The organism is Arthrobacter sp. D5-1 (assembly GCF_017357425.1).
In the GTDB taxonomy this organism is placed as follows: domain Bacteria; phylum Actinomycetota; class Actinomycetes; order Actinomycetales; family Micrococcaceae; genus Arthrobacter.
The window spans coordinates 261,952-287,268 of the sequence record NZ_CP014571.1 but is presented as its reverse complement, the minus strand read 5'-3'; the positions used below and the strand labels follow the sequence as shown (position 1 = coordinate 287,268).

Here is a 25,317-nt window from a genome sequence, read left to right as displayed (position 1 = left end):
TCACGTCGGCTACAAGGACGCCAGTTTGTGGCACTGCTTTTGAGTCTGCGCGCCGAGGAAGGTGCACTGATGGACCAGCAATGGGGCGGCATCACTAATGACTTTGTTGATTCCATGGGCTTCACCGAGCGACTACGGTTCGGCTGAACAGCAAAAGGCGTTTGCCGCCTCCCTGGCCAACAGTGCTGCAAAACGAATCCCAGGTCCGGGGCCGGGTAGCTGCGGAGCGCAGCGAGGCCACCCACCCCCGCGCAGCGGTGACAACCGGGAAAGCAACCAAAGCCAAGAAGTCTCATCCAGGTGCGGCTGTCGGCGCCGAGCGAAGCAGAGGCGGCTTATCCCGTTAGCCTGACGAACGCCGGAGCCCACAGACTGCGTCCTCACAGGCAGCATTAAGCTTCGGGTGGGCATAATGCGAGCGAAGCTTCGGTCAACCGCTATTTGATCGGGGCTTCGCCAAATTCCTGCCAAAGTTAGCGGCAGGGTCCGCGATCCGAAAAGGCTCTGTCCTCACTGCATTGATTGTGTGATAGTGATCCCACTCGTACTGCTGGGGGAGGCTATGGCTAGAAAATTACCTTTGGTTGTACTTCTCCTGTCACTTTGCCTTGGCTGGTACTTTTTGGTCTCGGCCATCGACCGTGGTCTCTTGGCCCATAATTCGCCATCCATTTCAGACCCATGTCTCAGCGGCGAAAACCTTCCCTCAGGTACGATCCATACCCCGGAGGGTGCCCCCATTCCACCTGACGGAGGCTATGTCTTTGTGCCCATGGGTTTGGAATGCACTTACACAATGAAGGACGGCTCTGTGCAGAGGGCCTTTCACCCGCGATATGTTCAGATGACTATCGCGGTCGTTCCAGCCTTCGCACTGCTGATGTGGAGTGCCAGGAAGACTACGTCTTCGCGCCGGGGGAAGAATGCGACATCGCTCAGCTAGGTTCTGTTTCATTCTGATTGCGGTACTTCGGCAAGGCTTTGCACTATCCGCGAGGAGCAGTGGAGGGCGGATCTCAGGGACGGTCCAAGGATGGGCATTTCTTCGTCAGCAGTGTTAGTCGGTACCGTTTGTGCGTCGGTAATGTCCCGGTTCAATGATTTGTCACGGCGCGGCAGCATGGTGCTGTCGCGCCTCACTAAGGGGGAAGACATGAAATTGGCACTAGGTGTTGTGGGTGCTGCGGCAGTCTTGGCTGCTGCCGTGGTCGTCGGTGTTCAGGCCAACGCCGCAGATGGGCAGGATGGTTCCCTGATGGTCAAAGCACCCATGGAGGACCGGGTGCTCGGTGGTTATGAAGGGTGGTGGACCTCTACTCCGGTCGCCGGAAACTCCGCCAATCTGCCCCAGGAGACGATAGCCGTAAACACCACGAGCGGTGAAATTGTTGACGTCTTCAACCGCGCCAAGAGTGCTGCCGGACAGGAAATGTCAGTTTCAGATGTGCAGTTCAACGTTGTTCCGGACACGATGTGGCCAAAACAGTCGGTGGTGATCATCGATACAGCTTCAGGAAAAGTCATTGAGGATTTCCCGGTAGATGAGAAGGGCTTCCCGATCATTTCGGGCGGCAACTAGTAAGCCTTTCGCGAACCCACTTACACTTCGAAACCGGGCAATCAACGGGAGACGCCGGCCCCACGCGGTCCTACCCTGAAGCATGGGCAAAATCGGAGTGGCGTTGACCCTTGCTGGAACGGCGGCTTTGCTTCCGGGCTGCTATCCCGAAGCCGCAGCCTGCCCGGCCATTGGGCACATTGCAGGGGTGTCCCTGAGTGTTGCAGCGAGTTACGCAGACCAGGTGGGGACGCTGCGGCTCAAGGCCTGCCAGGACGGTACCTGCACCGAAAAGGACCTGGACCTGCACCCTGGTGCCGTAGCCGTGGACCAAGGCTGCACGCCGGACGGCGTGTGCTCGGCGACGTCATCTCCTGACGGGACTCTTCTGGGTTCCATCGAGCTTCCGACCCTCAGCGAAAGCCCCCTTGAAGCGACCGTCAGCGGCACCTCTCCCTCCGGCACAGCGCTGCCCACGCGGACATTGACCTTCACGCCCAAGGGCGATTATCCGTACGGCGAGCAATGCGGCCGCGTCATTTCCGCCGCGGTGAGCTTGGATGAAGACGGGCTAAGTCAGACCTAGACTTTCCACATCGTGAAAATCTTGTTCCGATATTAAACACAACAGGCTTCAGGAATTAGCAATTCGGAAACAAGGCCCTCATAGCGTCTTGTGTGATCCCAGCCGCGACCGCAGCGCGGCCCCCGCACAGACAGGCACCCCCCTTGAAAATTCCCACACCCACGGCTTCCGTGACTCCAGCAGCGAAGAAGCCACTGTACAAATCCTTGTTCTTCCAGATTTTGGTGGCCGTGGTGCTGGGCATCGCCATAGGGTACCTATGGCCAAACATAGGGGCTGCCCTTCGCCCACTGGGCGACGGCTTCATTCAGCTCATCAAAATGATCATCGCTCCACTGATTTTCCTGGTCATCGTCACGGGGATCTCTGCCGTGGGGGACGTCAAGTCCGTAGGCCGCGTAGGTGTTAAGGCACTGGTCTATTTCACCGGCGCCACACTCTTCGCCTTGGCATTTGGGCTGGTGGTTGCCAATCTTGTGCAGCCGGGCGCAGGCCTGAACATTGACCCGGCGTCCTTGTCCGAGGATGCAGTGAACGCCAAGACCACCACCGCTCCACCCAAAGATGCGGGTCAGTTCCTGCTGGGCATCATCCCCACCAGCGTCATAGGAGCCTTCGCGTCCAACTCGCTGCTCCAGGTCCTGTGCTTCGCCATCTTCTTTGGCGCAGCCATCGTGGTGGTGGGCCGCGAGAAGTGCAAGCCCGTGATGGACCTCATGGAAACGACACTGGAGCTCTTCTTCAAAATCATGGCGTGGGTCATGCGGGTCGCCCCCATTGGAGCCTTCGGCGCCATGGCCTTCATCATCGGCCAGTATGGACTGAGCTCGTTGAGCACCTACGCCCTCTTGGTTGCTGCATGCTACGGCTCAGCGCTGGTCTTCATTGGCCTCCTGTTTGTGGTGGCTTGGGTCTACCCGCGCGTTCCCCTGTGGCAGTTCATCAAGTACTCCCGCGAAGAATTTATGCTTGCCCTGGGCACGGCCTCCACTGAATCCGTCCTCCCCCGCATCATGACCAAGCTGACCAACGCCGGTTGTTCCCGGGCAACCACAGGCCTGGTGGTGCCCACGGGATACTCGTTCAATCTGGACGGAGCCGCCCTTTACCTTTCCATCTCCCTTCTTTTCCTTGCCCAGGCCTTTGGCCACAACCTGGACCTGGGTCAGCAACTGGCAGCGCTCGGCATCCTGATGCTCACCTCCAAGGGCATGGCCGGCGTTCCCGGTTCCGCCTTCCTCGCCCTCTCCGCGACGGCCGGGGCGCTGGGAATCTTCCCGGTGGCAGGAGTTGCACTCCTGCTTGGAGCGGACCGTTTGATGGACTCCATGCGGGTTGTGGTCAACTTGCTGGGCAACTGCGTCGCCACGTTCGTGGTGTCCAAATGGGAAGGTCAATTCGACCGCGAGGCAATGCTGGCAGCTTTCCGCGGGGAGGACACGATGCAAGAGGACACCGACGCGGCAACCGAGCTTTCGGCGCCGGCACTCAAAACTCCCCAGCTGACCTCCGGTACGTACTCGGGGTAAAGCCCAAGTACTTCTGGAAGTCGTTCGTCAGATGCGCATGATCGGCATAGCCGAGTTCGACGGCGATCGCCGCAAGGTCCGCTGTTGGATCGGACCGGGTACGCTCGGCGGCATCCTGAAGCCTCCGGCGACGTATGAGTGCTGCGGGGCTGAGTCCTATGTACTTCCTGGCCAACCTCTGCAGCGTTCGCGGTGAAACCGCCAGCCGGGCGGCAGCGTCCTCGAGCAAAAGCACCTCTGGGTCGGAAGCGATCACATCCATCATCCGGTTCGCGAGCAGGGCTTCCTCCGAGAGCACTGCGTCGAGTGAAACCAGCCACGCAACAAAGGCCTCGACTGCCCGCTCGCGGTGAGTGCCGTCGTCGCGCGTTGTGGCACTGCGGGGCTGCATGGCGCTGCGAGGCGGGACCATCGCGGCCGAAACCGCAGTGTGCAGCTCCATCATTTCCAGAGCCAGTTCCCTGTCCCGCAAGGCGCCGGGGTCGTCGGTAAACAACGGCACGGCCGCCGGGCGGAGCAGCGCACCCACGGCCCAGCCAGAGCCGGTCAGGTCGCGGTGTGCGGCACGGGTGGTTGGTCCCGAAAAGATGACATCCGCAGGCTGCACCACCAAGTTGGACGCAGGGTAGGCGATGAGGTGTTGCCGGGAGGTCCGCCCGGGTTCGATGTCCCACTCGGGGATCCAGAACCACTGCACCAGCCCGGCTACCGATGCCGGCGCGGGAACGCGGTTGAAGGTGGGTAGTCGCGCGGGGTACAGGATGCCTTTAAAGGAACCCTCCATAAGCCCCTCCCGGGTCGGCGTGAACCTGTCGCGAATCTCCAAGCGCCCGGCACCCGGAGGCACGTAGCGTCGTATCCATGACAGATACTACAAGCACAGAATCGACCACGGCCGCCCACGGGGAGCACACCACCCACGGCATTCCCAACGGTCTCACCAGCCTCACGCCGTTCCTCTCGGTGCCGAACGCCAAGGCGGCCATCGCCTTTTACCGGGACGTGTTCGGGGCCCGCGTGGTAGGCGAAACTGAGATGGGCGGGATAGTGGTCCATGCCGAACTCGACTTCGGAAACGGCCACCTCCAGCTGGGTGAGCCCAACCCCGAATATCACTTGGTCCAAGCACCGTCCGGCGAAGACGACTGCTATTCGCTGGGCCTCTACTGCTCCGACGCGGACAGCCTGGTCCACAAAGCGGAGCAAGCCGGCGCCGCCATCCGGGAGCCGTTGACCACCTTCGTCTCAGGTGACCGCTACGCGAGCATCCGCGATCCGTTCGGCGTCCGCTGGTCCATCATGACGCGTGTCGAGGACCTCTCCGAGGAAGAGAGCAACCGCCGCGTCGAGGAATGGGCGGCACAGCAGGGCTAAGGACCGGGAGCCGCCACAGGGTTCGGGCCCTGCGGCGGCCAAGCCCTAGCTAAGGCAGAGACAAAACGGGTGCCCGGCCGGATCAAGGAACACCCGGAACGTCTCACCGGGCTGATGGTCGGCCTTGGTGGCTCCCAGCGAGAGCGCAACTTCTTCGCCCTTGTCCAGGTCTTCCACCACCATGTCCAAATGCATTTGCTGCGGAATGGTCTGCCCGGGCCACACCGGCGCTTGGTACACCTCCACCTGCTGGAAGGAGATGCAGTTACTGCCGTCGCTTGGGCGGATATCGAACCAGTCGCCCTTGTCCTCGACGTCCCAGCCGAAAAGCTCGCCATAGAAGGCAGCCAAGACAGCCGCGTCGGGACAATCGATGACGACACTTGGGAACTTAGCAATAGCCATGGTGTTAGACCTCGTCAGCCGATTTCTTCATGCGGACCAGGGCGCTCTTGGTGCCCCGCTGGGTGAGGACGTGAACCACGGCGGCGACGGCGGCCGAGACAACCGCAAAGACCAGCACGCCCGGAAGTGAATCATTGAGGTCTGTGCTGTCCTTCGGGGCAGGTTTGCCGGTCTGCTTCTCCCAGAGGCCCTCCAGCGTCTTGTTTGCCAGCGCACCGGCGCCAAGACCGATTGCCAGGCCGAAAATTTTCACCAGTATGTTCACGTAGATCCTCCATCAAGTTTGGCGCCGGCGGACGGCGCCACAACAATCGCCTCACAAAACAAGGCAGGGCCGCTGCAACCGCAGCGGCCCTGTCCGGATACCTAGTCTTTCTTGAAGGCGTCCTTCAGCTTCTCGCCGGCGCCCTTGAGGTCGGCCTTCGTCTGGTCGCCCTTGCCTTCTGCTTCAAGACGCTCGTTGTCCGTCAGCTTTCCGGCAGCTTCCTTGGCCTTGCCACCAAGCTTCTCGCCAGCGTTCTCCATCTTGTCGTCAGCACCCATGATTCGCACCTCTTCCTTGTAGTGAACCTGTACCTCTACAACATCACTAATCAGCATACTTAGCAATATTTGACAGCAAATCCGTCCGAACTAGAGCTCCCCGAACCCCTCTTCCACCAACCGGCGAACATAGTCAACAGCTCTCTGCGCATCCTTGCCGCGGGCTTCGACACGAAGCGTGGAACCCTGGCCGGCCGCGAGCGCCATGAGCGCCATGATGGACATGCCATCGACGCCGTTCACGGTCACCTCGGCGTCCAACCCGGACAGGCCGCCTGCGATCTTCGCGGCGGGCCGGGCGTGCATGCCCAAAGGGTTGATGAGCTCGAAGTCGCCGCTGGCGTCCGGCGCAATGGCGCCGGCCGCTTCAGCAGGCTCCACAGGCTCCGCAGGCCGGTACCCCGCGGCTTCCGCGGCCTTGCGGACATCCGCGACGCCGGAACCTCCTTGGGCCGCGACGGCGGCCGCCACCAGCCCCTCAACCAATGGCGCATCCGCGAGGAGCACGGCATCAGGGTCGCTGGCAAACTCCATGGCAGACTCGGCCGTCATCACCGCCGAGCCCAGATCGGTCAGTACCACCACGCCGTCACCACCGGAATCAACCAGGGACTGCTCGACGGCGGCCAGCACCTTCTCCAGGCTGGTTCCGATCCGATCGTCGTCAGTGCCCCCGGCGGCGACCAATTCGACGTCGGGCGCCATCTGCGCGGCGAGCTCCACCGCTCCCTCGGCTATCTTGCTGCTGTGTGAAACCACCACGATCCCAACCGTCATACGGCGTCGGTTCCTGTCTCAGCCGTGGAACCGGCAGCAGCCGCGGCGGCCGCACGGAGGAGCAGCGCCGTTGAGGCCGCCCCGGGGTCGCGGTGCCCTGCGCTGCGCTCCCCCAAATAGCTGGCCCGCCCTTTACGCGCCACCAAGGGATCCGTTGCCATCGCCCCGGTCTCAGCTGCTTCGGCAGCTGCCTCCAGGACGCCCACCGGATCCGCGCCGCCCGCTGCTGCTTTTTGGGCCGCTTCCACGGCGGGTGTCCACGCGTCGATCATGGTCTTGTCCCCAAGCTCGGCTTTGCCGCGCGCCACCACGCCATCACGTGCGGCGGTGAGAGCGGCCGCCAGGGTTTCAGCGTCGATCTCGGCGGCATCGCCCAGCGAGGTAGCTGCCCGCAGATAGGCCGTCCCGTATAACGGTCCGGCAGCGCCACCCACCTTGGACATGAGGGCCATCGCGGCGGCTTTGAGCGCGGCTCCGGGAGTTGCGGGTGGCGCCTCGTCGAGTTTCTGGAGGACGGCCTGAAACCCGCGGTCCATGTTTTCGCCGTGGTCCGAGTCGCCGATCGCCCGGTCCAGTTCGATCAGTTCCACGCGGTGCTCTTCCATGGCCTTGGCGGAAAGTTTCAACCAGTCCGTGGCCCAGTCAACAGTCAACCCCATATTCAGGCACCCCAGCGCAGTGCTGCAGTGTGGACAGGGGCATCCCAGAGCCGGGTCATCTCGTCATCAAGGCGCAGGACCGAGACCGAACAGCCCTGCATCTCCAGGGAGGTCACGTAGTTGCCCACCAGCGAACGCTCCACGGTGGCACCACGTTCGGCCAGGACCTGGGCGGCACGCCGGTAGACGATGTAGAGCTCGCTTTGCGGGGTTCCACCCATGCCGTTCACGAACAGCAGCACCTTGTCCCCGGATGCCAGGGCAAGATCCTCCAGCACAGGCTCCAGCAGGCGGTCCGTGATCGCGTCAGCGCTTTCCATGGCGATCTTGTGCCGGCCCGGTTCGCCGTGAATGCCTATACCGATCTCGATCTCGTTGTCTTCCAGCTCGAAGCTCGGCGTGCCTGCGTGTGGCACTGTGCAGCCGGACAGTGCCACACCCATCGTCCGAACGTTGGCCACCACCCGTTCGGCGATGGCCGTGACGGTGTCAAGATCGTCACCACGCTGAGCTGATGCCCCTGCGATCTTTTCCACCAGGACCGTACCGCCTACCCCGCGCCGGCCTGCCGTGTACAGCGAATCTTCCACCGCGACGTCGTCGTTCACCAGGACCGAACGCACGTGCACGCCTTCGGCCTGCGCCATCTCGGCGGCGGTTTCAAAGTTCAGGACGTCGCCGGTGTAGTTCTTCACGATATGAACGACGCCGGCTCCTGAGTCGACGGCGACCGTGGCTGGAATGATCTGGTCAGGGGTTGGCGAGGTGAAGACGGCGCCGGGCACAGCGGCATCGAGCATGCCGAGCCCCACGAAACCTGCGTGCAGGGGCTCGTGACCGCTCCCTCCACCGGAGACCAAGGCAACCTTGCCCTCCACTGGAGCACCCTTTCGTATGACGTACTTGGGCTCGGGATGGACGTCCACAATGTCGGCATGGGCCATGCCGAACCCTTCGACGGACTCGTCCACCACTGCGCGTGGATCATTTATGAGCTTTTTCATGGGATGCTCCTGGGCGTGCTGCGGCTGGTGCTCTGACCCTACTACCGGCGGCCCGGCCCACGGTAGGCCTTGGGCGCCCTTGGTGCGGAGTTATCCCGCTCGGGGCTTTTCAGCGCGAGGCCCTGGCCACTGCCGAACTGCCCCTTCCGCCCTGCCCGCCTCCGCAGGCCGGTTCTGTGCCTGCTATTCCTCAGCCTGCGGTGCCGTCACCGCCTCGGATTCCTGCCTGGCGTGAAACTCGGGCCAGAAGGCAGAGTACAGATCCGGGTCGGAGTGCCTGTCCCCGGACCATGACGCTTCGTGCGGCCATGATCCGTGCGGAATGTCGATCTGGAAGGCGGAGAAGTCGGGGAATGTGACGCGGTTGTTCATCGCCCTCAGCCCCTAGTTGTTCAGCACGGCGTCGCCGCCGGCAGTCACAACGTCTTCAAGCAGCACTGTCTGGTCAATGACCGGGAGCCCCACTACATGCCCGAAGCTGAACATGTTTTGCGGGTCCAACTCAGCCTTTGCCTTGCGGAGCCGTTCCAATGCAGTTGCCCGCCAGGGCCGCTCCCTGTCTTCGGCATCCACAAAGTGGCCGTGCAGGTTCACGAAGGTTCCGGCATTGGCGGCGGGCCGAAGGTCCTCATGGACAGCATTGAAAACCGCGGGCAACATCGCAACCACCGGCGGGACGGCAATGGCACCCATGAAGAAGCTGAACGCAGCATCGCGGCCACCCACAATGTCATCGCCGTCTGCGCTCTTCGCCAAAGCACCGCCGAGCAACCGGAGCTCGGCCAACAGCACGGGACTTTCGACGCCGGGGCCAAAGTGCCGCAGAAGTGTTTCGGTTTCAGGCGCATCCAGCCTGTCCAAGAGGAACCCGTGTTCCATCACGGGAACCGGTTGGTCCGGGTCCTGGTGGATGGAGTCGAAGGCAGTAGCGTCAAGGGGGCCGGTGGCATCCATCATGAACGGTGCACTCCGGCGCATCGGCTCCAGGAGTTCTGCCGCCGCCGCCAGGTCACCTTGGTAGGCATAACGGAGGTGGATCACGAACTTTCCGCGCAGAGGTTCCGGCACCATTTCCATGTCCGGCAGCCGCAGGAAGGCCAGTGACGCCGAGGCCTCTACCGGCAGGGCAGGCGCCCAATCCCTGAACGCCTGCAATACTTCAGGAGCTTGCTCACCATCAAAGTAGATTCCGCCGGCGTAGAGGTCCGAGCCGGGGAAGAGGTGGAACTCCATGGCCGTGACGATTCCCAAGTTGCCCTTGCCGCCGCGCAGGAGGAAGAACAACTCCGAATCCTCGTCCTTGGTTACCCTGCGCAGGGTTCCGTCTGCCGTGACTATTTCAAACGCAATCACGTGGTCGGAAGCGAATCCGTATTTGCGGCCCAGGATCGGCAGCCCACCACCCAGCGTGTAACCCACCACGCCTACATCAGTGGTTGAACCGCAGAGCCCCATGAGGCCGAAGGTCCCGGCGAGATCCACCACGGCCTTCCAGCGGACGCCCGCACCCACGCGGGCTGTCTTCTCCAGGGGATCAATACTGAGCTCGAGCATTCGTCGGGTGCTGATCAGCAGGCCACCCTCGATCGCGTTCGTGGCGCCGTGCCCGGTTGACTGGACAGACACGGGCACGCCGCGTTCCGCTGCCCAGCGTATCGCCGCCGAGACATCCTCTGCGTCGAGGGCTCCGAAGGCGAGATCGGGCTGGTGCTGTGTGGATAAATTGAAGGCCGCTACTTCAGCGGCGAAGCCGGGATCGGCAGGCGTGAACACTGGACCGCGCACGCTGAGTTGGAGTTCTGAAACATCTGAAAGGGACGCGTGGGACTGCATGATCTTCTCTCAATTGACCGATGTGGTGGAAGCTTCCCCAGCAAGCCTTGATCAGTTTATCCATCAATTTTAGATAAGAAAAGAGTATTAAATCACTCATAATCGGGCACTCTTGAAAGACGCGTCTTTTTTCTTCAGGATCTCGACGCGGAAGTAAGGATTGGCAGGCCTAGAGCTGCTTGATCATGCGGGTATTGCCCAAGGTGTTCGGCTTCACCCGGGCCAGGTCCAGGAACTCCGCCACGCCTTCGTCATGTGAGCGCAGCAGCTCGGAGTACACCTGGGGATCGACGGCCGACTGGTCAGCCATGACTTCAAATCCGTGGCGCTTAAAGAAGTCCACTTCGAACGTCAGGCAGAATACACGGCTCACGCCAAGGGCGCGCGCTTCCTCAAGGAGATTCTCCACCAGGACGTGCCCCACGCCCCGCCCCCGCCAGGAATCGGCAGCCGCAAGAGTGCGGATCTCGGCCAGGTCCTCCCACATCACATGGAGAGCGCCGCAGCCAATGACTTCCCCGTCGTCAGACTCGGCGATCCGGAATTCCTGCAGGCTCTCGTAATAAGCCACAGTCTCCTTGGCCATGAGGATCCGCTCCTCGGCCAAGGGCGCCACCAGCCTCTTGATCGCAGCCACATCACTGGTGCGGGCAGGGCGGAGGCTGAAGGTCGAATTCACTCCCCCATCCTAGCGAGGCAAACAGGTGCCGGACGCCCCAGCCCCGCGCATGACTGAATGCGGGGCTGGGCCGAACGAATCGCCTAGACCCCCAGCTCCTCCGGCAAAGCAACGTCCTCGCCCAGCACCTGCTTGGCCAGGAAGTGCTCCACCACTCCGTACCAGATCTTCGCGTGCTGCGGCTGGAGCACCCAGTGGTTTTCGTCAGGGAAGTAGAGGAAGCGGTGTGGGCTCTGGCCGTTGTCGTCGGCGGGCAATTGCGAAGAGGACAGGAGTTCGTACCAGAGACGCAGTCCCTCGCCGATCGGAACCCGGTAGTCCTTGTCGCCATGGATCACCAGCATGGGTGTCTTGATGTTTCCCACGTTCAGGTGCGGAGAGTTCTCCATGGCCATTTCCACGGTCATTTCCTTCAGCCAGTACTGGGCGGCATCCGTGGTGGGACCGAACTGGTCCAGCGCCCACAAACTCGCGTGGGTAACAATCGCCTTGAACCGGTCGGTTTGGCCGGCCACCCAGTTGGCCATGTAGCCGCCGAACGATCCCCCCATCGCAGCTGTCCGCGACTCATCAATGTCCGGGCGCCCCACCACCGCGTCGGTGATGGCCATGAGGTCCGTGAAGGGCTTCTTGCCCCACTCGCCCCAGCCACGCTGGATGAATTCCTGGCCGTAGCCTGTGGAGAGCGCCGGATCGGGCAGCAGCACGGCGTAGCCCTTGGCGACGAGCAGCCAGGGGTTCCAGCGCCACGTCCAGGCGTTCCACGAACCCAGCGGGCCGCCGTGGATCCACAGCAGGAGCGGCGCAGGCTTCCCGGCCGATGCCCCTTCAGGGAGGGCGAGGTAGGCGGGGACTCGTGAACCGTCGTCCGCTGTCGTTTCAACGCGCTCCAGGCGACCCTTGTACACAGGCCGCTCAGCGGGTGCCTGCAGCCTGGTCACTTCTCCGGTGGCGAGGTTTATCCGAACAGCTTCGGCCGGGAATTCGTACGAGCTCCGCAGGGCATACGCCGCGGCCCCGTCGGGAGAAAGCACGACGTCGGAATAGGCGGAAGCGTCCTGCGTCACCCGGGTGACTTCACCGTCAGCGACGTTGATCCGGAAAACCGGCGACGCGCCGTCGTCGTCCGCTTTGGCCAGGACGGCGCTGCCATCCGGAAGCCAGGCGAGGACAGTGGCCCAGCGATCCCAGTGGTGTGCCAGCGGCTCGAGGTCCGTGGTTTCGCCGCCGGCGACGTTGAGCAGGTGCAGCTTCACCTGGGGCGCCTGCGTGGGTGTGGTGTCGCTTTCGCTTTCCACAACGAGCGTGCCGTTGTCCGGACTGACGGGTCCAGGGAAATAGCTCATGCCCTCGTGGTCCAGCAGCACCTTGACGTTCCCGGTGGCGACGTCGATGGCGGCCAGCACCTCGCGGCTGTCGGCCTTGGCGAGCGCCTTGGACATGCTGGTGTAAATGGTCTTCCCGTCCGGGCTCACCACTGTTTTTGACTCACGCAGCGAGCCGCCGACGCCGGCTGTCAGGTTGCGGAGCTTGAGCGGCGCCGAGGCGTCCACCGTTGACGGCTTGCCGGGTTCCTGCTCGTCACCCTGCTCAACGGCAAAGATCCGCGGCTCTGCGGGGCCGAGGTCGGCGTCCCAATAGCGGACCGGGTAGCCGCTGTGCAGGATGGCGGAAACCTTGTTGTCTTTGCGGGCCTTTCGGCGCTCCTCGTCGTTATCCTCGTCGGCGGATCCTGCCAGGACCTCTGCGACGACGAACGTGGCGTCTACGTCCTTCGCGGTCATGACGGAACCGATGCCGCCTGGGCGCGAATGCACCACGCGGGCTTCTCCACCGTCGGCGGGGAGGAGCCACAGGGCGTTTACCGGGTCAGCGTCCGGACTGTCCGGGTCCGGGCGCGCCGAGGTGAAGTAGAGGTCGCCGGATGCCGCGAACGCCGCCCCCGCCTCACCCTTGGAACTGCGGGTGATTCGGCGTGCGCGCTTCCCGCCGGTGGGGTCGATCTCCCAGAGGGCCGAAGCGAACTCGGTTCCCTTCCCGTTCAGCGTTGACACGGTGGTGACCAAACGCTTGCCATCGGGGCTGAGGGTGAGGCCGCTGATCCGCGGGATGGCGAGGTAGTGGTCCATATGGTGGAAGGGAGTTTCGGGCTGCTCGCCCGGAGTCAGAGTGTCTGCAGAGTCCATGATCCGATTCAACATGCATTGTGCCCCCGATCACAGGGTGGTTCACTCACAGTGAAACAGTACTTTCACATATCCCGTTCCGCCTTGATTCCCAGCGCGGCCCGTCATGCGTGCTCCCAACGCGCCCTGCTGCTACTTGGAGGGAAGTTTCCGCAAGGTCTCGACCACGGGCACAGTCCCGTCTTCCTTGCCTATGGCGGCCGCCAGGACCTCCGCTTGCTGCGCATACGACGGCGTTCTTACGGCTTCCGCGATCGCGTCACCAAGGCGCTCCGGGGACAGCTTCTTGTACGGAAGCGGTTGGGGACCGGCGCCCAGCGCCGCGATCCGCGAGGCCCAGAGTGGCTGGTCCGTATACACGGGAACACCTACCGACGGCACGCCGGCGCGCAAGCCGGCGGCAGTGGTTCCAGCGCCGGAATGGTGGACAACGGCAGCCATGCGGGGGAACAGCCATTTGTGCGGGACACTTCCAACACCCATGGCATCATCGCCCAACACCCCCTCGGCACCCTGCACAACAGCCCGAACTCCGGCACGACGCGTGGCCTCGAGGATGAAGCCGGGGTCAATGTGTGCACTGCTGCCGAAACCAACGAAGACGGGCGCTGGACCGTCGGCGAGAAAGTCCACAAGGTCGGCGGATGGCTCCCAGCCGCTGTGTTCCGGGGGCCACCAATATCCGGCCATCACCAATCCCGCGTGCCAATCGGCCGGACGCGGCAGGACGGTAGGACTGATGCCATGAAGAATGGTCGCCCGAGCCTTCCTCCGACGACGTTCGCCCGCTGCTCGACTCTCCTTGCGCAGGCCGAGCTGCTTGCGCAAGCGGGCGCTGGGAGCATCGTAGGGGGCCGGCCCCGCTGCTGCCCGCTCGCCAATGATCCTGTTCCCCAGCGCACCCAGGCTTCGAGCCGAATTCATCAGCACAGGCGGGTAGGCCGCACTCGGTTCGGTCGGCTGTAAGTGTGCGCCTATGGCCGGGACGCCGAAAGCCTCGGCAATGTCATAGGCATAGGGTGCCACCGAGTTGGCCATGATGACATCGGCCCCGGCCTCGGCGGCAGCCAGGGTTCCCTTGGCTGCGTTGTCCATGTACTCGCCAAGCTTCCGCCAGAACGTCAGCACGCTGTCAGCTGAGGCTTTCGCACCCGGGGCCGGCTGCTTGATGAGTTCCGTCAGGTTCCCCGGCAGCGGCCTGAACTCGCATCCCGACTCAACAACCAGAGGGGCATAGGGAGGGTTCGCGGCAACGGCAACCTCGTACCCCAGCCCTTGCAGGCGACCTCCCAGACCGGCCATGGGCGCCACATCCCCGCGCGTCCCCGGAGCCACCATAAGTACCCGCATTTGATCCCCGATCCGGTTCGTGAAGTTTTGTACAGATAACGCCCTCCAGAAGCCACCTTAAAGTCTCTGCCTGGACAAAAACTCCGGGCCGCCCAACGCAGAAGCCCCACCTGCTCCTTGCGGAGCGGGTGGGGCTTCCGGGATAAAGCGTTGGCCTTACGCGGTCGGAGCGATCTCCGGAATACGCGGTTTGGCGTTGCCTTCGAACGTGAACTTGGCGTCGTCACCTTCGCCGTCAACGTCCACCACGACGATGTCGCCGGAGTGGATCTCGCCGAACAGGATCTTCTCGGACAGCTGGTCCTCGATCTCGCGCTGGATGGTGCGGCGCAACGGCCGGGCACCCATGGCGGGATCGTAACCACGCGTGGCCAGGAGAACCTTGGCAGCGGGGGTGAGTTCGATGCCCATGTCCTTGTCCTTGAGGCGGCGCTCCAGACGGTTCACGAACAGGTCCACAATCTCGATGATCTCGTCCTGCGTCAGCTGCGGGAATACCACGACGTCGTCAACGCGGTTGAGGAACTCGGGGCGGAAGTGCTGCTTGAGCTCTTCGGTAACCCGGGCCCGCATCCGGTTGTAGCCGGTCTGGGTGTCCGTGCCGGACTGGAAGCCCGTAGCCACACTCTTGGAAATATCGCGGGTACCAAGGTTGGTGGTCATGATGATCACGGTGTTCTTGAAGTCCACCACGCGGCCCTGGGAGTCGGTCAGGCGGCCGTCTTCCAAAATCTGCAGCAGCGAGTTGAAGAGATCGGCGTGGGCCTTCTCCACTTCATCGAACAGAACCACGGAGAACGGACGACGACGGACCTTCTCCGTCAGTTGGCCGCCTTCTTCGTAGCCGACGTAGCCCGGAGGTGCACCGAAGAGACGCGAAACCGTGTGCTTCTCGGAGTACTCGGACATGTCCAGCGTGATGAGGGCGTCCTCTTCACCGAACAGGAACTCGGCAAGTGCCTTGGCAAGCTCGGTCTTACCGACGCCCGTGGGGCCGGCAAAGATGAACGAGCCACCGGGACGCTTGGGGTCCTTCAGGCCTGCACGGGTGCGGCGGATGGCCTGGGACAGTGCCTTGATGGCTTCGTCCTGGCCGACGACGCGCTTGTGCAGTTCGTCTTCCATCTTGAGCAGGCGGGAAGATTCTTCCTCGGTGAGCTTGAAGACCGGGATACCCGTGGAGTTCGCGAGAACTTCAGCGATCAGGTCCTCGTCAACCTCGGAGATGTCGTCCATGCCGCCGGACTTCCAGGTGCGCTCCTTCTCCGCGCGTTCGGCAATGAGCTTCTGCTCCTTGTCGCGCAGCGAGGCAGCACCCTCAAAGTCCTGGGCGTCGATGGCGGATTCCTTCTCCATCTTCACGTCGGCAATGCGCTCGTCCATGGCCTTGAGCTCCGGCGGAGCGGTCATGCGGCGGATGCGCAGGCGTGCGCCGGCTTCATCGATGAGGTCGATCGCCTTGTCCGGCAGGAAGCGGTCCGAGATGTAGCGTTCGGCCAGCTGCGCAGCCGAGGCGAGAGCGCCGTCGGTAATCGTCACGCGGTGGTGTGCCTCGTAACGATCGCGCAGTCCCTTGAGGATCTCGATCGCGTGCGCAACCGAGGGTTCCTTGACCTGGATCGGCTGGAAGCGGCGCTCAAGCGCGGCGTCCTTTTCGATGTGCTTGCGGTACTCGTCAAGAGTGGTGGCCCCGATGGTCTGGAGTTCCCCACGGGCGAGCATCGGCTTCAGGATGGACGCAGCATCAATGGCGCCTTCGGCAGCACCTGCACCGACGAGGGTGTGGATCTCGTCAATGAAGAGGATGATGTCGCCGCGGGTGCGGATTTCCTTGAGGACCTTCTTCAGGCGCTCTTCGAAGTCACCGCGGTAACGGGAGCCGGCAACCAGGGATCCGAGGTCAAGCGTATACAGCTGCTTGTCCTTGATGGTCTCCGGGACATCGCCGCGGACAATCGCCTGGGCGAGGCCTTCGACGACGGCAGTCTTACCAACGCCGGGCTCACCGATCAGCACCGGGTTGTTCTTGGTACGGCGGGAGAGGACCTGCATGACGCGTTCCATCTCCTGCTCGCGGCCGATCACAGGATCGAGCTTGTTTTCGCGGGCAGCCTGGGTGAGGTTGCGTCCGAACTGGTCAAGCACCACCGAGCCGGCAGGGGTACCTTCCGGCTGACCCTGGCCGGAGCCGCTGCCTGCGGTCTCCTTGCCCTGGTACCCGGAGAGCAGCTGGATGACTTGCTGGCGGACCCGGTTCAGGTCTGCGCCAAGCTTCACCAGCACCTGTGCGGCCACGCCTTCGCCTTCGCGAATGAGGCCGAGCAGGATGTGCTCAGTACCGATGTAGTTGTGGCCGAGCTGCAGTGCTTCACGAAGGGAAAGCTCAAGCACCTTCTTGGCGCGCGGCGTAAAGGGGATGTGACCGGACGGGGCTTGCTGGCCCTGGCCGATGATCTCCTGTACTTGCTCGCGAACGCCATCGAGCGAAATGCTCAGGGACTCGAGCGCCTTGGCAGCAACGCCTTCACCCTCGTGGATCAGACCCAAGAGGATGTGCTCGGTACCGATGTAATTGTGGTTGAGCATCCGTGCCTCTTCTTGGGCAAGGACGACCACGCGACGGGCACGGTCCGTAAATCTCTCAAACATTTCGCCACACTCCTAGCTACGACGTACTTTGATGCTACGTGCCGGAGCAACACTTTTGGGGCGTGTTCGCCACAGGGGAAACATGACGCCGTGGAGGAATAAAACGGGCACTTCCCCTTGACCGGGGCAGGCGACGGTGACATCCTGCCAGCCGGCCCGGGCAACCTGCCGCCGGGCCACCCCGGGAGTATTCCACAGAGGAGTAATCGGGACGGTTTGCCACTCCCCCAATAGCTCCGGTAAACGGGCCGTCCAGCACTGGGCAGATTCACGGATTATTCCGCCGACAAGCCCCGGCGGAACCCAACAAACCCAGCTCCTTAAACAACCAATGCCCCGGCAGTGACTGCCGGGGCATTGAAGCGGTGAATCAGGAATTGGCCTTTTGGTAGGCTTCCTGAATTTCAGCCTGAATACGTCCGCGGCTGTTGACCGTGTAACCGTTATCCCGGGCCCACTGACGGATCTGTGCGGAATCCTGGTTGCGGGCCGGAGTAGCGCGACCCCGCGTCCCGCGGCCGGAAGAGGTCTTCCGGGCCTTCGCGACAAACGGTTCCAGGGCCTTCCGCAGCGACGCTGCGTTTGCTGTGGACAGGTCCATTTCGTAGCTCACACCGTCCAGGCCGAAGCGGACAGTTTCGTCCGCAGCCCCTTCATCCAGGTCATCGACGAGGATGATTTTTACTTTCTGTGCCATGAGTTGCCTCTCTTTTGGAGGGATGGATAATCAGAAATTCCCCGGGTTCCTTTCTCGATTATCGTTCACGGCAAGCACACACGTCAAAGCACAAATGGATTCACGTGAAAGTGGAACCCATTTAGGAGCCTATTTAGCGGCTGGACCTTCGGGCGCCGGGCCGGCATTTTTTGAATTCGCTTCGGCCTGGGCGCGGGCTTCTGCCTGACGCTCGGATTTGTCTGCATTGAAGATCGACTTCATGGCAAACCAGAAGATCAAACCTACAACTATGGACGGCGCAAGAACTGCGATGTACTCCATGGTCAGTGTCCTTCAGGCTTCAGCAAGGGGAACAGAATGGTTTCGCGAATGCCGGCCCCGGTGAAGAGCATGACCAAACGGTCAATGCCGAGCCCGATGCCGCCCATGGGCGGCGCGCCGTATTCGAGGGCACGGAGGAAGTCCTCGTCCAGTTGCATGGCTTCCTCATCACCGGCGGCGGAGCGGCGGGACTGCTCCGTCAGGCGTTCGCGCTGGATGACGGGGTCAATGAGTTCGGAAAAGGCCGTGCCGCGCTCCATGCCGCCGATGATCAGGTCCCAGGCCTCGATGAGGCGCCCGTCTTCACGGTGTGGTCGGGCCAGCGGCTGTGCCGACGGCGGGTAGTCATAAACAAAGGTCGGGTTCAGCAGGGTGGGTTCCACGATCTCGCCAAACAGCTCAACCACAATCTTCTCGGCGTCCCACTTGGGGTCCACCTTGACTTCGTGCTTGGCCGCAATTGCCAGCAGTTCCTCCACCGTGGTGTCCGGAGTAATTTCCACACCCACGGCTTCGGAAATACCCGGGTAAACCGAAACCCAGGCCCATTCGCCGTCGAGGTTGATTTCGCCGGCATCCGTCTGGATGGTGCGCGTCCCTACAACGTCAGCCACATTAAGGATGATTTCCTTCATGCGCTCGGCCATAACGAACTGGTCCGCCCAGGCTTCGTAGCATTCCAGGGTGGTGAATTCGGGGCTGTGCGTGGAGTCCACGCCTTCATTGCGGAAAACACGGCCCATGTCGTAAACGCGATCGATGCCACCCACAACGGCGCGCTTGAGGAAGAGCTCGGTAGCGATACGCAGTGTCATCTTCTGGTCGAACGCATTCATGTGCGTTTCAAACGGGCGCGCGGTAGCGCCGCCGTGGACCAGCTGCAGGATGGGGGTTTCCACCTCCACGTAGCCATGGCGGTCCAGGGTGTCGCGCACCGAGCGGGTGATTGCTGCGCGCTTGTAGACCATCTCACGGGCTTCATCGCGGACCATGAGGTCCACGTAGCGCTGGCGTACGCGGGTTTCCTCGTTCAGTTCTGCGTGCAGTACCGGGAGGGGGCGCAGCGCCTTTGACGCCATGGACCAGGAGTCGGCCATGACGGACAACTCACCGCGGCGGGAGGAGATGACCTCGCCCTTGATGAACACGTGGTCGCCCAGGTCAACCAGGGCCTTCCATTCAGCGAGCGCTTCCTCGCCGACGTTGGCAAGGCTCAGCATGGCCTGCAGCCGGACGCCCTTGCCGTCCACGCCGCCCTCCTGGAGGGTGGCGAAGCACAGCTTGCCGGTGTTGCGCACGAACACGACACGCCCGGTGACACCAACGGTGTCGCCGGTGGTTTCATCTGCTTCCAAGTGTGCGTACTTCTCGCGGATCTCGCCGAGGGAATGGGTCCGTTCAACACCCACGGGATAAGCCTCCGTGCCTCGCTCGATCAGCTTGGCGCGCTTTTCCATACGGATGCGCATCTGCTCGCTGGCATCGATGGGCTCTGCGGAGGTGTTCAGGGCTGGGGTGTTTGCGGAAGTCACAGTCCTTAAGTTTACCGGTCATTGCGGACCTTCACTTCCGGGCCCCAGGATCAAGCAAACGCATAGACTCGGAGCTGTGGAGACATGGACAGTTGAAACGGTCGACGGCGGCGGGCAGCTCGAGGTGCACACCTTCCGGCCCGCGTCAGCAGCGTCAATTCCCGGCTCAAAGGAATCCGCTGAACCGGCCGGCGTCGTGCTTGTTCATGGCACTTTGGTGACGGACTCGCTGTACTGGCCGTTCGCGCGGACGCTCAGCGTCATGCTGGGGCGCCCGGTTCACAGCTATAACCGGCGCGGCCGGGGGCGGTCTGCGCCGCAGCCGTCGGGCTATTCGGTGGAAACCGAGATCGCGGACCTCCTCGTGGTGATGGAGAAGACCGGCTCCTCTGACGTTGTGGCGCACAGTTATGGCGGCTTCGTGGCGCTGCAAGCCGCGAGGCGGGCCAGGATCAACAAACTGGTCACTTACGACGCTGCAGTGTCGCTGTCAGGCAATCTCAGCAGCCGGTGGCGGCCCGAGCTTGAGGAAGCGGTCACTGCCGGTCAGCTGGATCACGCGTGGGCGCATCTGGTGCAGGGCCTGGGGACTGCCGGGCCGATTTCCTATCTGCCCATGGGGGCGCTGCGCACGCTCAGTGTCCTGTCGGCCCGGACCCGCCTGGGCTTGGAGATGCGCTCCTTGCTGCCCACGGCAGTCACCGAAATGCGCGCAGTCCTGGACGCCGATGCCCACCTTCACGACTTCATGGAACTCTCTACGCCCACGTTGATGCTCAGCGGAGGTTGGAGTCCGTCGTATTTCGCAGAGACCGGCCGCACCCTGGCCGGGGCCGTGCCGGTGATCGACTTTGCTGTGGTGCCGCTGCAGTTCCACGAAGGGCCGTTGCGGCCGGGCAAGCGGCTCGCCGCCCGCATAGCGCGGTTCCTCTCCGGGACCCGGTTCCACGGCGAACTTCCCGATGCCACCTAGGATGTTCCGGTGAGGGAACGCGATATTCAGACGCACGACGGCGGACGGCTCGCCTTGTACAGTTACGGCACCGAAGACGCGCCCGGGGAGCGCCGGGTGGTCCTCATCGGTGGAGCGTTCCTCACGGCACTCATTTATCGGCCCTTTTCCGTCGCTTTGGCCAAGGGCCTCGGTGATGGCTGGGCTGTGGACGTGTACGACCGCCGGGGCCGGGGCAAATCCACCGAGCAGCCGCACTGCTACTCCATGGCTACGGAGATCGCCGATGTCCGCACCATCATGGATGCCACCGGCGCCCGGAACATCTTTGGCCACAGCCTGGGTGGGTCCGTGGCCTTGAATGCAGCCCAGGCCTTTGCGGGCACGCACCACGAGCCGGACAAGCTCGCTGTCTACGACGCGGCGGTGAACATCGACGGCAGCATGGACACAGATTGGCTGGCCGGCTTCGCGGATTCGGTGGACAAAGGCGACCTCAACCGCGCGATGGCCCGGATGAAAAGGGGCATGCACCCCGGAACTGCCCTTGCACGGGTACCCGAGCCGATTCTGGCGGGACTCATGGCTGTGGTTTCGCGGACCAAAGTGAACAAGCTTTTCCGCGAGCTCATGCCCTCAGGTGTTGGTGAACTCAAGGCTGCCTTCGAAGCCGCTGATTCTCCGCGCGACTTCTCCGTCCTGCCTCCCAGCACGCACTTCATGGTGGGCAAGAAGAGCCCCCAGTTCTACAAGGTCACCGCTGCTCGGCTGAACAGGGCCGTTCCCGGCAGCACGTTGGAGGTTTCGCCCAAGGGATTCCATGGGTCCATTCCTGCCGCAGTGAACGAACTCGTCTCGGATATCTCGGACTACTTCAAACGCTGACTGCTTCTCCACACTGACTGCTTTTCCACATATGGGGCGGCATGCTGCCTGCATTCAGGTGGCTCGGTTAGGCTCAAGTCATGACGCGCGACATCATCATGACCCACGACGGCGGACACCTCGAAGTACTCACCACGGGCGGTGGGCTGGAAGCGGCGGGCTCCGGCGTCGTCGTCGTTCCTGCCTCAATGGTGACGGCTGCCGATTACTCGCGTTTTGCGCAGAAACTCAGCGAAGCCCTGGGCCGGCCCGTTCATACTTTCAACCGACGTGGACGCGGCGATTCATCCCCGCAGGCTGAGGATTACACGCTTGAGGCGGACATCCGGGACCTGGACGCCGTCATGAAACACACCTCCAGCACCGATGTCTTTGGGCACAGCTTTGGCGGCGCAGTAGCGCTGCACGCTGCGCGGACCCTGCCCGTGGAGCGGCTTGCCGTCTACGATCCTGCCGTGTCGGTAAACCACAGCGTCAAGGCCGACTGGACGCCGGATTATGAACGCGCGACGGCGGCGGGAGACTATGACCGCGCCCTCGCCGTCCTGATCAAGGGCGTGGAGACCGGCGGCGCCTTCGCACGCATGCCATTGTCCATGCTGACCCTGGCCAACAAGCTGGCCGCCGGTACGCCTTTGGGCAAGCAGATGCGCGAACTGATGACCTGCGGTGTCCGGGAAATTAAGGCCGTCATCGCTGCCGACATGCCCGCCGAGCCCTTCCTTGCCCTTCCACTGGAGACGCTGATCGTCGTGGGCGAAAAGAGCCCCGCCTACTTCGGTGTTGCGTGCGGCCAAATCCATGACGTCCTCTCCGGATCCAGCTACAGCATCCTCCCTGGCTCGGGACACGACGGTCCCATCAAGGCTCCGGAGAAGCTGATCTCGGAGTTGTCGGAGTTCTTCTCTGGCTAGCCGAGCTGGATGGCGGCGATGCCGGCCACCGCGATGGCCGTCAAGACCAAGCGGAGCCGGCTGAACTTTTCGTTGAAGAACACCGCGCCGATGACGCCAGCCAACAGGACACTGGTCTCGCGCAGCGCCGACACCAAGGCGAGCGGCGCCAGGCTCTGTGCCCAGACCACAATTCCGTAGGCCAGCATGGACACCAGCCCTCCGATGAATCCCGGCTTCCAGTACCGCGCCACTCGTCGTGGGAAAGAACGGCGTTCGGAGGCCATGCGCCAGCAGATCAAGGGAATCACCATGCCCTGCAGCAGGAAGAGCCACGAGACATAGGCCATCGGTTGCCCGGAAACCCGGACTCCCACACCGTCCACCACGGTATAAGCCGCGATGGCTGCCCCCGTGAGCACAGCGAAGAAGGTGCCCTGACGGTTCCTGCCGGCGCGGGCCGTTGCACTGTGTTTTGTGAGGGCCAGGCTCAGCAAGGAACCAGCGACGACCGCGACCCCCGCCAGTTGCCAGAAACTCAGTTTCTCTGCCAGGAAAGTGGTGGCGACCCCCGTGACCAACAGGACGGCAAGGCCGCGGGCCAGCGGATAAACCTGGGAGAATTCGCCGTGCTTGTAGGACGTGGTCAGCAGGATGAGATAGCAGGTCTGCAAGGCCGCCGACGCCACGACATAGGGCCACGACTGCTGTGGGGGAACTCCGAAAACCGCTGCCCCCACCAGGCCGGACACGAGATAGGCCAAGGCAATCATGGTGGACGAGGCAAGCCGGTCCGGAATCGCCTTGGCCAAGGCATTCCACGCGCTGTGGAGGACCGCCGCCAGGAGAACTGCCGCTGTCACCGTAAGGGTCAACGGGAAGCTGCCGGTGTTGCGGGTCGCTCCTGCGGGTCAGTCCTGGCACCGAAGGCGAGCCCTTCAGTGTCCCCTGTTGCAACACCAAAGGTTGCCAGTACTTGGGCGAAGATGTCGGCATGGTCCACGGCCATGACGTTCCGGGGCACGCTTGCGCCGCAGGCAGCGATCCAGGCTGTACGCTCGTCCTCGGTCTCTCCCCCGTGACCACCGGCATCGACGTGTCCGTGGTCAGTCACCACTATGACGGCCCAGTGTTCGTCACCACGACGAGGCCTCGACTCAATAGCTTCCAACAGGCTATTGACGCGGGAGTCGCAGCGTTGAATGGCTGAAAGGTAGCCGATACCCGTGCCGTTGTTATGGGCTTCGACGTCAGCCTCGCCAAAGTACACAAAGGATGCCGCAAGGTCCTCGTGTTCCAACCGTCCGGCTGCATAATCTGCGACGGCGTTGTCGGCAGCGGCCCAGCTGCCGGCGTCGTTCGCTTCTTCAGGGTCCTCCTCCGGCACCCAACCACGGGAAGAGAAGAGAGGCCCGCACGCTGTGGGTGCCGCCACAGGAAACCAGCTCGCGGCAACCATCGTGTGCAATTCCGGCCGGGCCCCACGCAGCACCGAAGTGAAGTCCTGGTAGGCATCGAGCTCCGGTGGATGGTCACTGTTCCCGGTGACCTTGTGCCGGTCCGCATAAACCCCGGTGGCCACCGTGGCCCACACTGGCCCGGAAATAGTGGCATTCTTCCCGTGAACGCTGACGGGGAGCAGGAAGCCGTTCCGGGCAATCTGGTCCAAGGCGGGTGTCACCGCTGACAGGAGGCGGTCGTAACGGACACCGTCGATTCCTACTACCAGGACGTGGGGATCATTCTTCACAGCAATGACGGTACGTGGCTTCTGAGGCGACACATAGGGGCCGCCACTCACGCCTATAGGAGACTTAGGCCATGCCTATGAATCTCACGCACCTGCGGGCGTTCCACCTCGTAGCTACCCACGGCAGTTACGTCGCTGCGGCTGCAGCGGCGAAAGTGAGCCAACCAACCCTGTCCGAGCAGGTCCGCCTTTTGGAACGGCTCCATGAGGTCCAGCTCCTGCAGCGGGCTGGACGGTCCGTGGAGCTGACGCCTTTGGGAAGAGAGCTCCTGGCAGTCACAGCCAGGTTGTTCGCCGCCGAGCTCGAAGCCGAGACCGTCCTGGCCAGGGCTCGCAACGCCATGCAAGGAGAGCTCCGCTTCGGCACCGACGCTCCCATCAACGCCGTGGGCGTGCTCAGCACCTTCCGTCGGCTGAACCCGGGAGTCAGTATCCAACTCGTCAGCGGAAACTCCGCTGAGGTACGCAGAAGAGTCCTGGCCGGGACTGTTGATGTCGGCATCATCGCCGATGAAACGCCACATCCGGACTTGATGGCGCGCCGCCTCGGTACGCAGGACCTTGTGGCCTTTGTTCGGCAGGACCACCTGTTGGCCGGCAGCAAGGTGATCCGGCTCCGGGACCTCGTAGACCACCCGCTGATCATCAGGGAGATCGGTTCCGTCACCCGTAGGTCCATCGAAACAGCGCTCTCCGCAGCCCAGCTGCAACCAGCGGAAGTACTCGAGACCGATAGCCGGGAGGCAGTTCACGCGGCAGTGATCGCCGGCCTGGGCGTTGGGGTCATCGCAGAGGATGAATTCAACGACGATCCCCGGTTGGTGCTGCTTGACTTCGTTGATTCGATACCGCCGATAACGGAGTACCTGGTATTTCGACGGGACAAGCAGCGGAGCCATGTGGTGGATGCGGTGCTGGGGTGTGTGGGTGGTTAGGGGTTGGGTGGTTAAAGGGGAAGAGCCCCGACCTGTGGTCGGGGCTCTTGCCTTAATGGTTGTCCGGCGGTGTCCTACTCTCCCACACCCTCCCGGGTGCAGTACCATCGGCGCTGTGGGTCTTAGCTTCCGGGTTCGGAATGGGACCGGGCGTTTCCCCCACGCTATGACCGCCGTAACTCTGTTACCCGTCCCGGCCCCCTTGTTGGTGGGGGTGGGTGGGAAGACTTTGTGGTTA

The 25,317-nt window shown here is 62.8% G+C and carries 26 protein-coding genes and 1 rRNA gene; 8 read left to right on the top strand and 19 right to left on the bottom strand.

Annotated features, from left to right (window positions below):
• The first annotated feature begins 1,084 nt into the window (after positions 1–1,084).
• The 3 genes from AYX22_RS01340 to AYX22_RS01330 all read left to right on the top strand — a co-directional run bounded on the left by AYX22_RS01340 (position 1,085) and on the right by AYX22_RS01330 (position 3,673).
• Positions 1,085–1,579 carry a hypothetical protein gene (locus AYX22_RS01340; RefSeq protein ID WP_207595760.1) on the top strand — a complete coding sequence of 165 codons (495 nt, stop codon included), beginning with the start codon at positions 1,085–1,087 and terminating at the stop codon, positions 1,577–1,579.
• 82 nt (positions 1,580–1,661) lie between these two features.
• A complete protein-coding gene (locus AYX22_RS01335) occupies positions 1,662–2,144 on the top strand; it encodes a hypothetical protein (protein ID WP_207595759.1) in 483 nt (160 codons plus the stop codon).
• Between the two features lie 143 nt (positions 2,145–2,287).
• Entirely contained in the window at positions 2,288–3,673 is a 1,386-nt protein-coding gene (locus tag AYX22_RS01330; RefSeq protein WP_242703477.1) for a cation:dicarboxylase symporter family transporter, read from the top strand.
• Here AYX22_RS01330 and AYX22_RS01325 read toward each other — a convergent pair.
• The gene (locus AYX22_RS01325; RefSeq protein ID WP_207595758.1) at positions 3,633–4,457 is read right to left on the bottom strand and encodes a helix-turn-helix domain-containing protein; all 825 of its coding nucleotides are present in this window, start codon (positions 4,455–4,457) and stop codon (positions 3,633–3,635) included. The two genes, AYX22_RS01330 and AYX22_RS01325, sit on opposite strands and share 41 nt — an antisense overlap.
• Before the next feature lie 77 nt (positions 4,458–4,534).
• Between AYX22_RS01325 and AYX22_RS01320 the strand changes: the two genes are divergently transcribed.
• Positions 4,535–5,047: a VOC family protein gene (locus tag AYX22_RS01320; RefSeq protein WP_207595757.1), complete on the top strand. Its 513-nt coding sequence runs from the start codon at positions 4,535–4,537 to the stop codon at positions 5,045–5,047.
• A gap of 45 nt (positions 5,048–5,092) precedes the next feature.
• Here the strand turns inward: AYX22_RS01320 and AYX22_RS01315 are convergent, their stop codons facing one another.
• From AYX22_RS01315 to lysS, 15 genes are all read right to left on the bottom strand, one after another.
• Complete coding sequence (locus AYX22_RS01315) at positions 5,093–5,452, bottom strand: VOC family protein (protein WP_089593224.1); 360 nt, start codon at positions 5,450–5,452, stop codon at positions 5,093–5,095.
• A 4-nt stretch (positions 5,453–5,456) separates the two neighbouring features.
• Positions 5,457–5,717 carry a DUF4235 domain-containing protein gene (locus tag AYX22_RS01310; protein ID WP_207595756.1) on the bottom strand — a complete coding sequence of 87 codons (261 nt, stop codon included), beginning with the start codon at positions 5,715–5,717 and terminating at the stop codon, positions 5,457–5,459.
• Positions 5,718–5,818: 101 nt separating this feature from the next.
• Positions 5,819–5,995, bottom strand: a complete 177-nt coding sequence (locus tag AYX22_RS01305; RefSeq protein ID WP_035760998.1) for a CsbD family protein — start codon at positions 5,993–5,995, stop codon at positions 5,819–5,821.
• A gap of 90 nt (positions 5,996–6,085) precedes the next feature.
• Positions 6,086–6,772, bottom strand: coding sequence for a dihydroxyacetone kinase phosphoryl donor subunit DhaM (dhaM, locus tag AYX22_RS01300; protein ID WP_207595755.1), 687 nt, complete (start codon positions 6,770–6,772; stop codon positions 6,086–6,088).
• Positions 6,769–7,431: a dihydroxyacetone kinase subunit DhaL gene (gene dhaL / locus AYX22_RS01295; protein ID WP_207595754.1), complete on the bottom strand. Its 663-nt coding sequence runs from the start codon at positions 7,429–7,431 to the stop codon at positions 6,769–6,771. The genes dhaM and dhaL overlap by 4 nt, the downstream gene beginning before the upstream one ends.
• Positions 7,432–7,433: 2 nt before the next feature.
• Positions 7,434–8,435 (bottom strand): dihydroxyacetone kinase subunit DhaK, encoded by a 1,002-nt coding sequence (gene dhaK, locus AYX22_RS01290; RefSeq protein ID WP_207595753.1) that lies wholly within the window; start codon positions 8,433–8,435, stop codon positions 7,434–7,436.
• 183 nt (positions 8,436–8,618) lie between these two features.
• On the bottom strand, positions 8,619–8,807 hold the full coding sequence (locus tag AYX22_RS01285) for a hypothetical protein (RefSeq protein ID WP_207595752.1): 189 nt from the start codon (positions 8,805–8,807) through the stop codon (positions 8,619–8,621).
• A gap of 12 nt (positions 8,808–8,819) precedes the next feature.
• The gene (locus AYX22_RS01280; RefSeq protein ID WP_207595751.1) at positions 8,820–10,268 is read right to left on the bottom strand and encodes an FAD-binding oxidoreductase; all 1,449 of its coding nucleotides are present in this window, start codon (positions 10,266–10,268) and stop codon (positions 8,820–8,822) included.
• Between the two features lie 169 nt (positions 10,269–10,437).
• Complete coding sequence (locus AYX22_RS01275) at positions 10,438–10,947, bottom strand: amino-acid N-acetyltransferase (protein WP_207595750.1); 510 nt, start codon at positions 10,945–10,947, stop codon at positions 10,438–10,440.
• A gap of 83 nt (positions 10,948–11,030) precedes the next feature.
• Positions 11,031–13,148 (bottom strand): S9 family peptidase, encoded by a 2,118-nt coding sequence (locus AYX22_RS01270; RefSeq protein ID WP_207595749.1) that lies wholly within the window; start codon positions 13,146–13,148, stop codon positions 11,031–11,033.
• A 117-nt stretch (positions 13,149–13,265) separates the two neighbouring features.
• A complete protein-coding gene (locus tag AYX22_RS01265; RefSeq protein ID WP_207595748.1) occupies positions 13,266–14,483 on the bottom strand; it encodes a glycosyltransferase in 1,218 nt (405 codons plus the stop codon).
• Positions 14,484–14,639: 156 nt separating this feature from the next.
• Positions 14,640–17,132, bottom strand: coding sequence for an ATP-dependent Clp protease ATP-binding subunit (locus AYX22_RS01260; protein ID WP_089593213.1), 2,493 nt, complete (start codon positions 17,130–17,132; stop codon positions 14,640–14,642).
• A 370-nt stretch (positions 17,133–17,502) separates the two neighbouring features.
• Positions 17,503–17,829: an Lsr2 family protein gene (locus tag AYX22_RS01255; RefSeq protein ID WP_172326157.1), complete on the bottom strand. Its 327-nt coding sequence runs from the start codon at positions 17,827–17,829 to the stop codon at positions 17,503–17,505.
• Between the two features lie 129 nt (positions 17,830–17,958).
• The gene (locus AYX22_RS01250) at positions 17,959–18,132 is read right to left on the bottom strand and encodes a hypothetical protein (protein WP_207595747.1); all 174 of its coding nucleotides are present in this window, start codon (positions 18,130–18,132) and stop codon (positions 17,959–17,961) included.
• A 2-nt stretch (positions 18,133–18,134) separates the two neighbouring features.
• Positions 18,135–19,664, bottom strand: a complete 1,530-nt coding sequence (gene lysS, locus AYX22_RS01245) for a lysine--tRNA ligase (RefSeq protein WP_089593211.1) — start codon at positions 19,662–19,664, stop codon at positions 18,135–18,137.
• Between the two features lie 76 nt (positions 19,665–19,740).
• On the opposite strand from lysS, the gene AYX22_RS01240 reads away from it, so the two are divergent.
• From AYX22_RS01240 to AYX22_RS01230, 3 genes are all read left to right on the top strand, one after another.
• Positions 19,741–20,637, top strand: coding sequence for an alpha/beta hydrolase (locus AYX22_RS01240; RefSeq protein ID WP_207595746.1), 897 nt, complete (start codon positions 19,741–19,743; stop codon positions 20,635–20,637).
• A gap of 9 nt (positions 20,638–20,646) precedes the next feature.
• Positions 20,647–21,501 carry an alpha/beta hydrolase gene (locus tag AYX22_RS01235; protein ID WP_207595745.1) on the top strand — a complete coding sequence of 285 codons (855 nt, stop codon included), beginning with the start codon at positions 20,647–20,649 and terminating at the stop codon, positions 21,499–21,501.
• An 80-nt stretch (positions 21,502–21,581) separates the two neighbouring features.
• Positions 21,582–22,415: an alpha/beta hydrolase gene (locus AYX22_RS01230; RefSeq protein ID WP_207595744.1), complete on the top strand. Its 834-nt coding sequence runs from the start codon at positions 21,582–21,584 to the stop codon at positions 22,413–22,415.
• Here the strand turns inward: AYX22_RS01230 and AYX22_RS01225 are convergent.
• Both AYX22_RS01225 and AYX22_RS01220 read right to left on the bottom strand, forming a co-directional pair.
• Positions 22,412–23,257: an EamA family transporter gene (locus AYX22_RS01225; RefSeq protein WP_242703476.1), complete on the bottom strand. Its 846-nt coding sequence runs from the start codon at positions 23,255–23,257 to the stop codon at positions 22,412–22,414. The genes AYX22_RS01230 and AYX22_RS01225 overlap by 4 nt on opposite strands.
• 8 nt (positions 23,258–23,265) lie before the next feature.
• On the bottom strand, positions 23,266–24,144 hold the full coding sequence (locus tag AYX22_RS01220; RefSeq protein ID WP_242703475.1) for an alkaline phosphatase family protein: 879 nt from the start codon (positions 24,142–24,144) through the stop codon (positions 23,266–23,268).
• 71 nt (positions 24,145–24,215) lie between these two features.
• Between AYX22_RS01220 and AYX22_RS01215 the strand changes: the two genes are divergently transcribed.
• Complete coding sequence (locus AYX22_RS01215; protein ID WP_242703474.1) at positions 24,216–25,079, top strand: LysR substrate-binding domain-containing protein; 864 nt, start codon at positions 24,216–24,218, stop codon at positions 25,077–25,079.
• A 61-nt stretch (positions 25,080–25,140) separates the two neighbouring features.
• Here the strand turns inward: AYX22_RS01215 and rrf are convergent.
• Positions 25,141–25,257: ribosomal RNA gene (gene rrf, locus AYX22_RS01210) — 5S ribosomal RNA — on the bottom strand.
• Between the last annotated feature and the right edge of the window lie 60 nt (positions 25,258–25,317).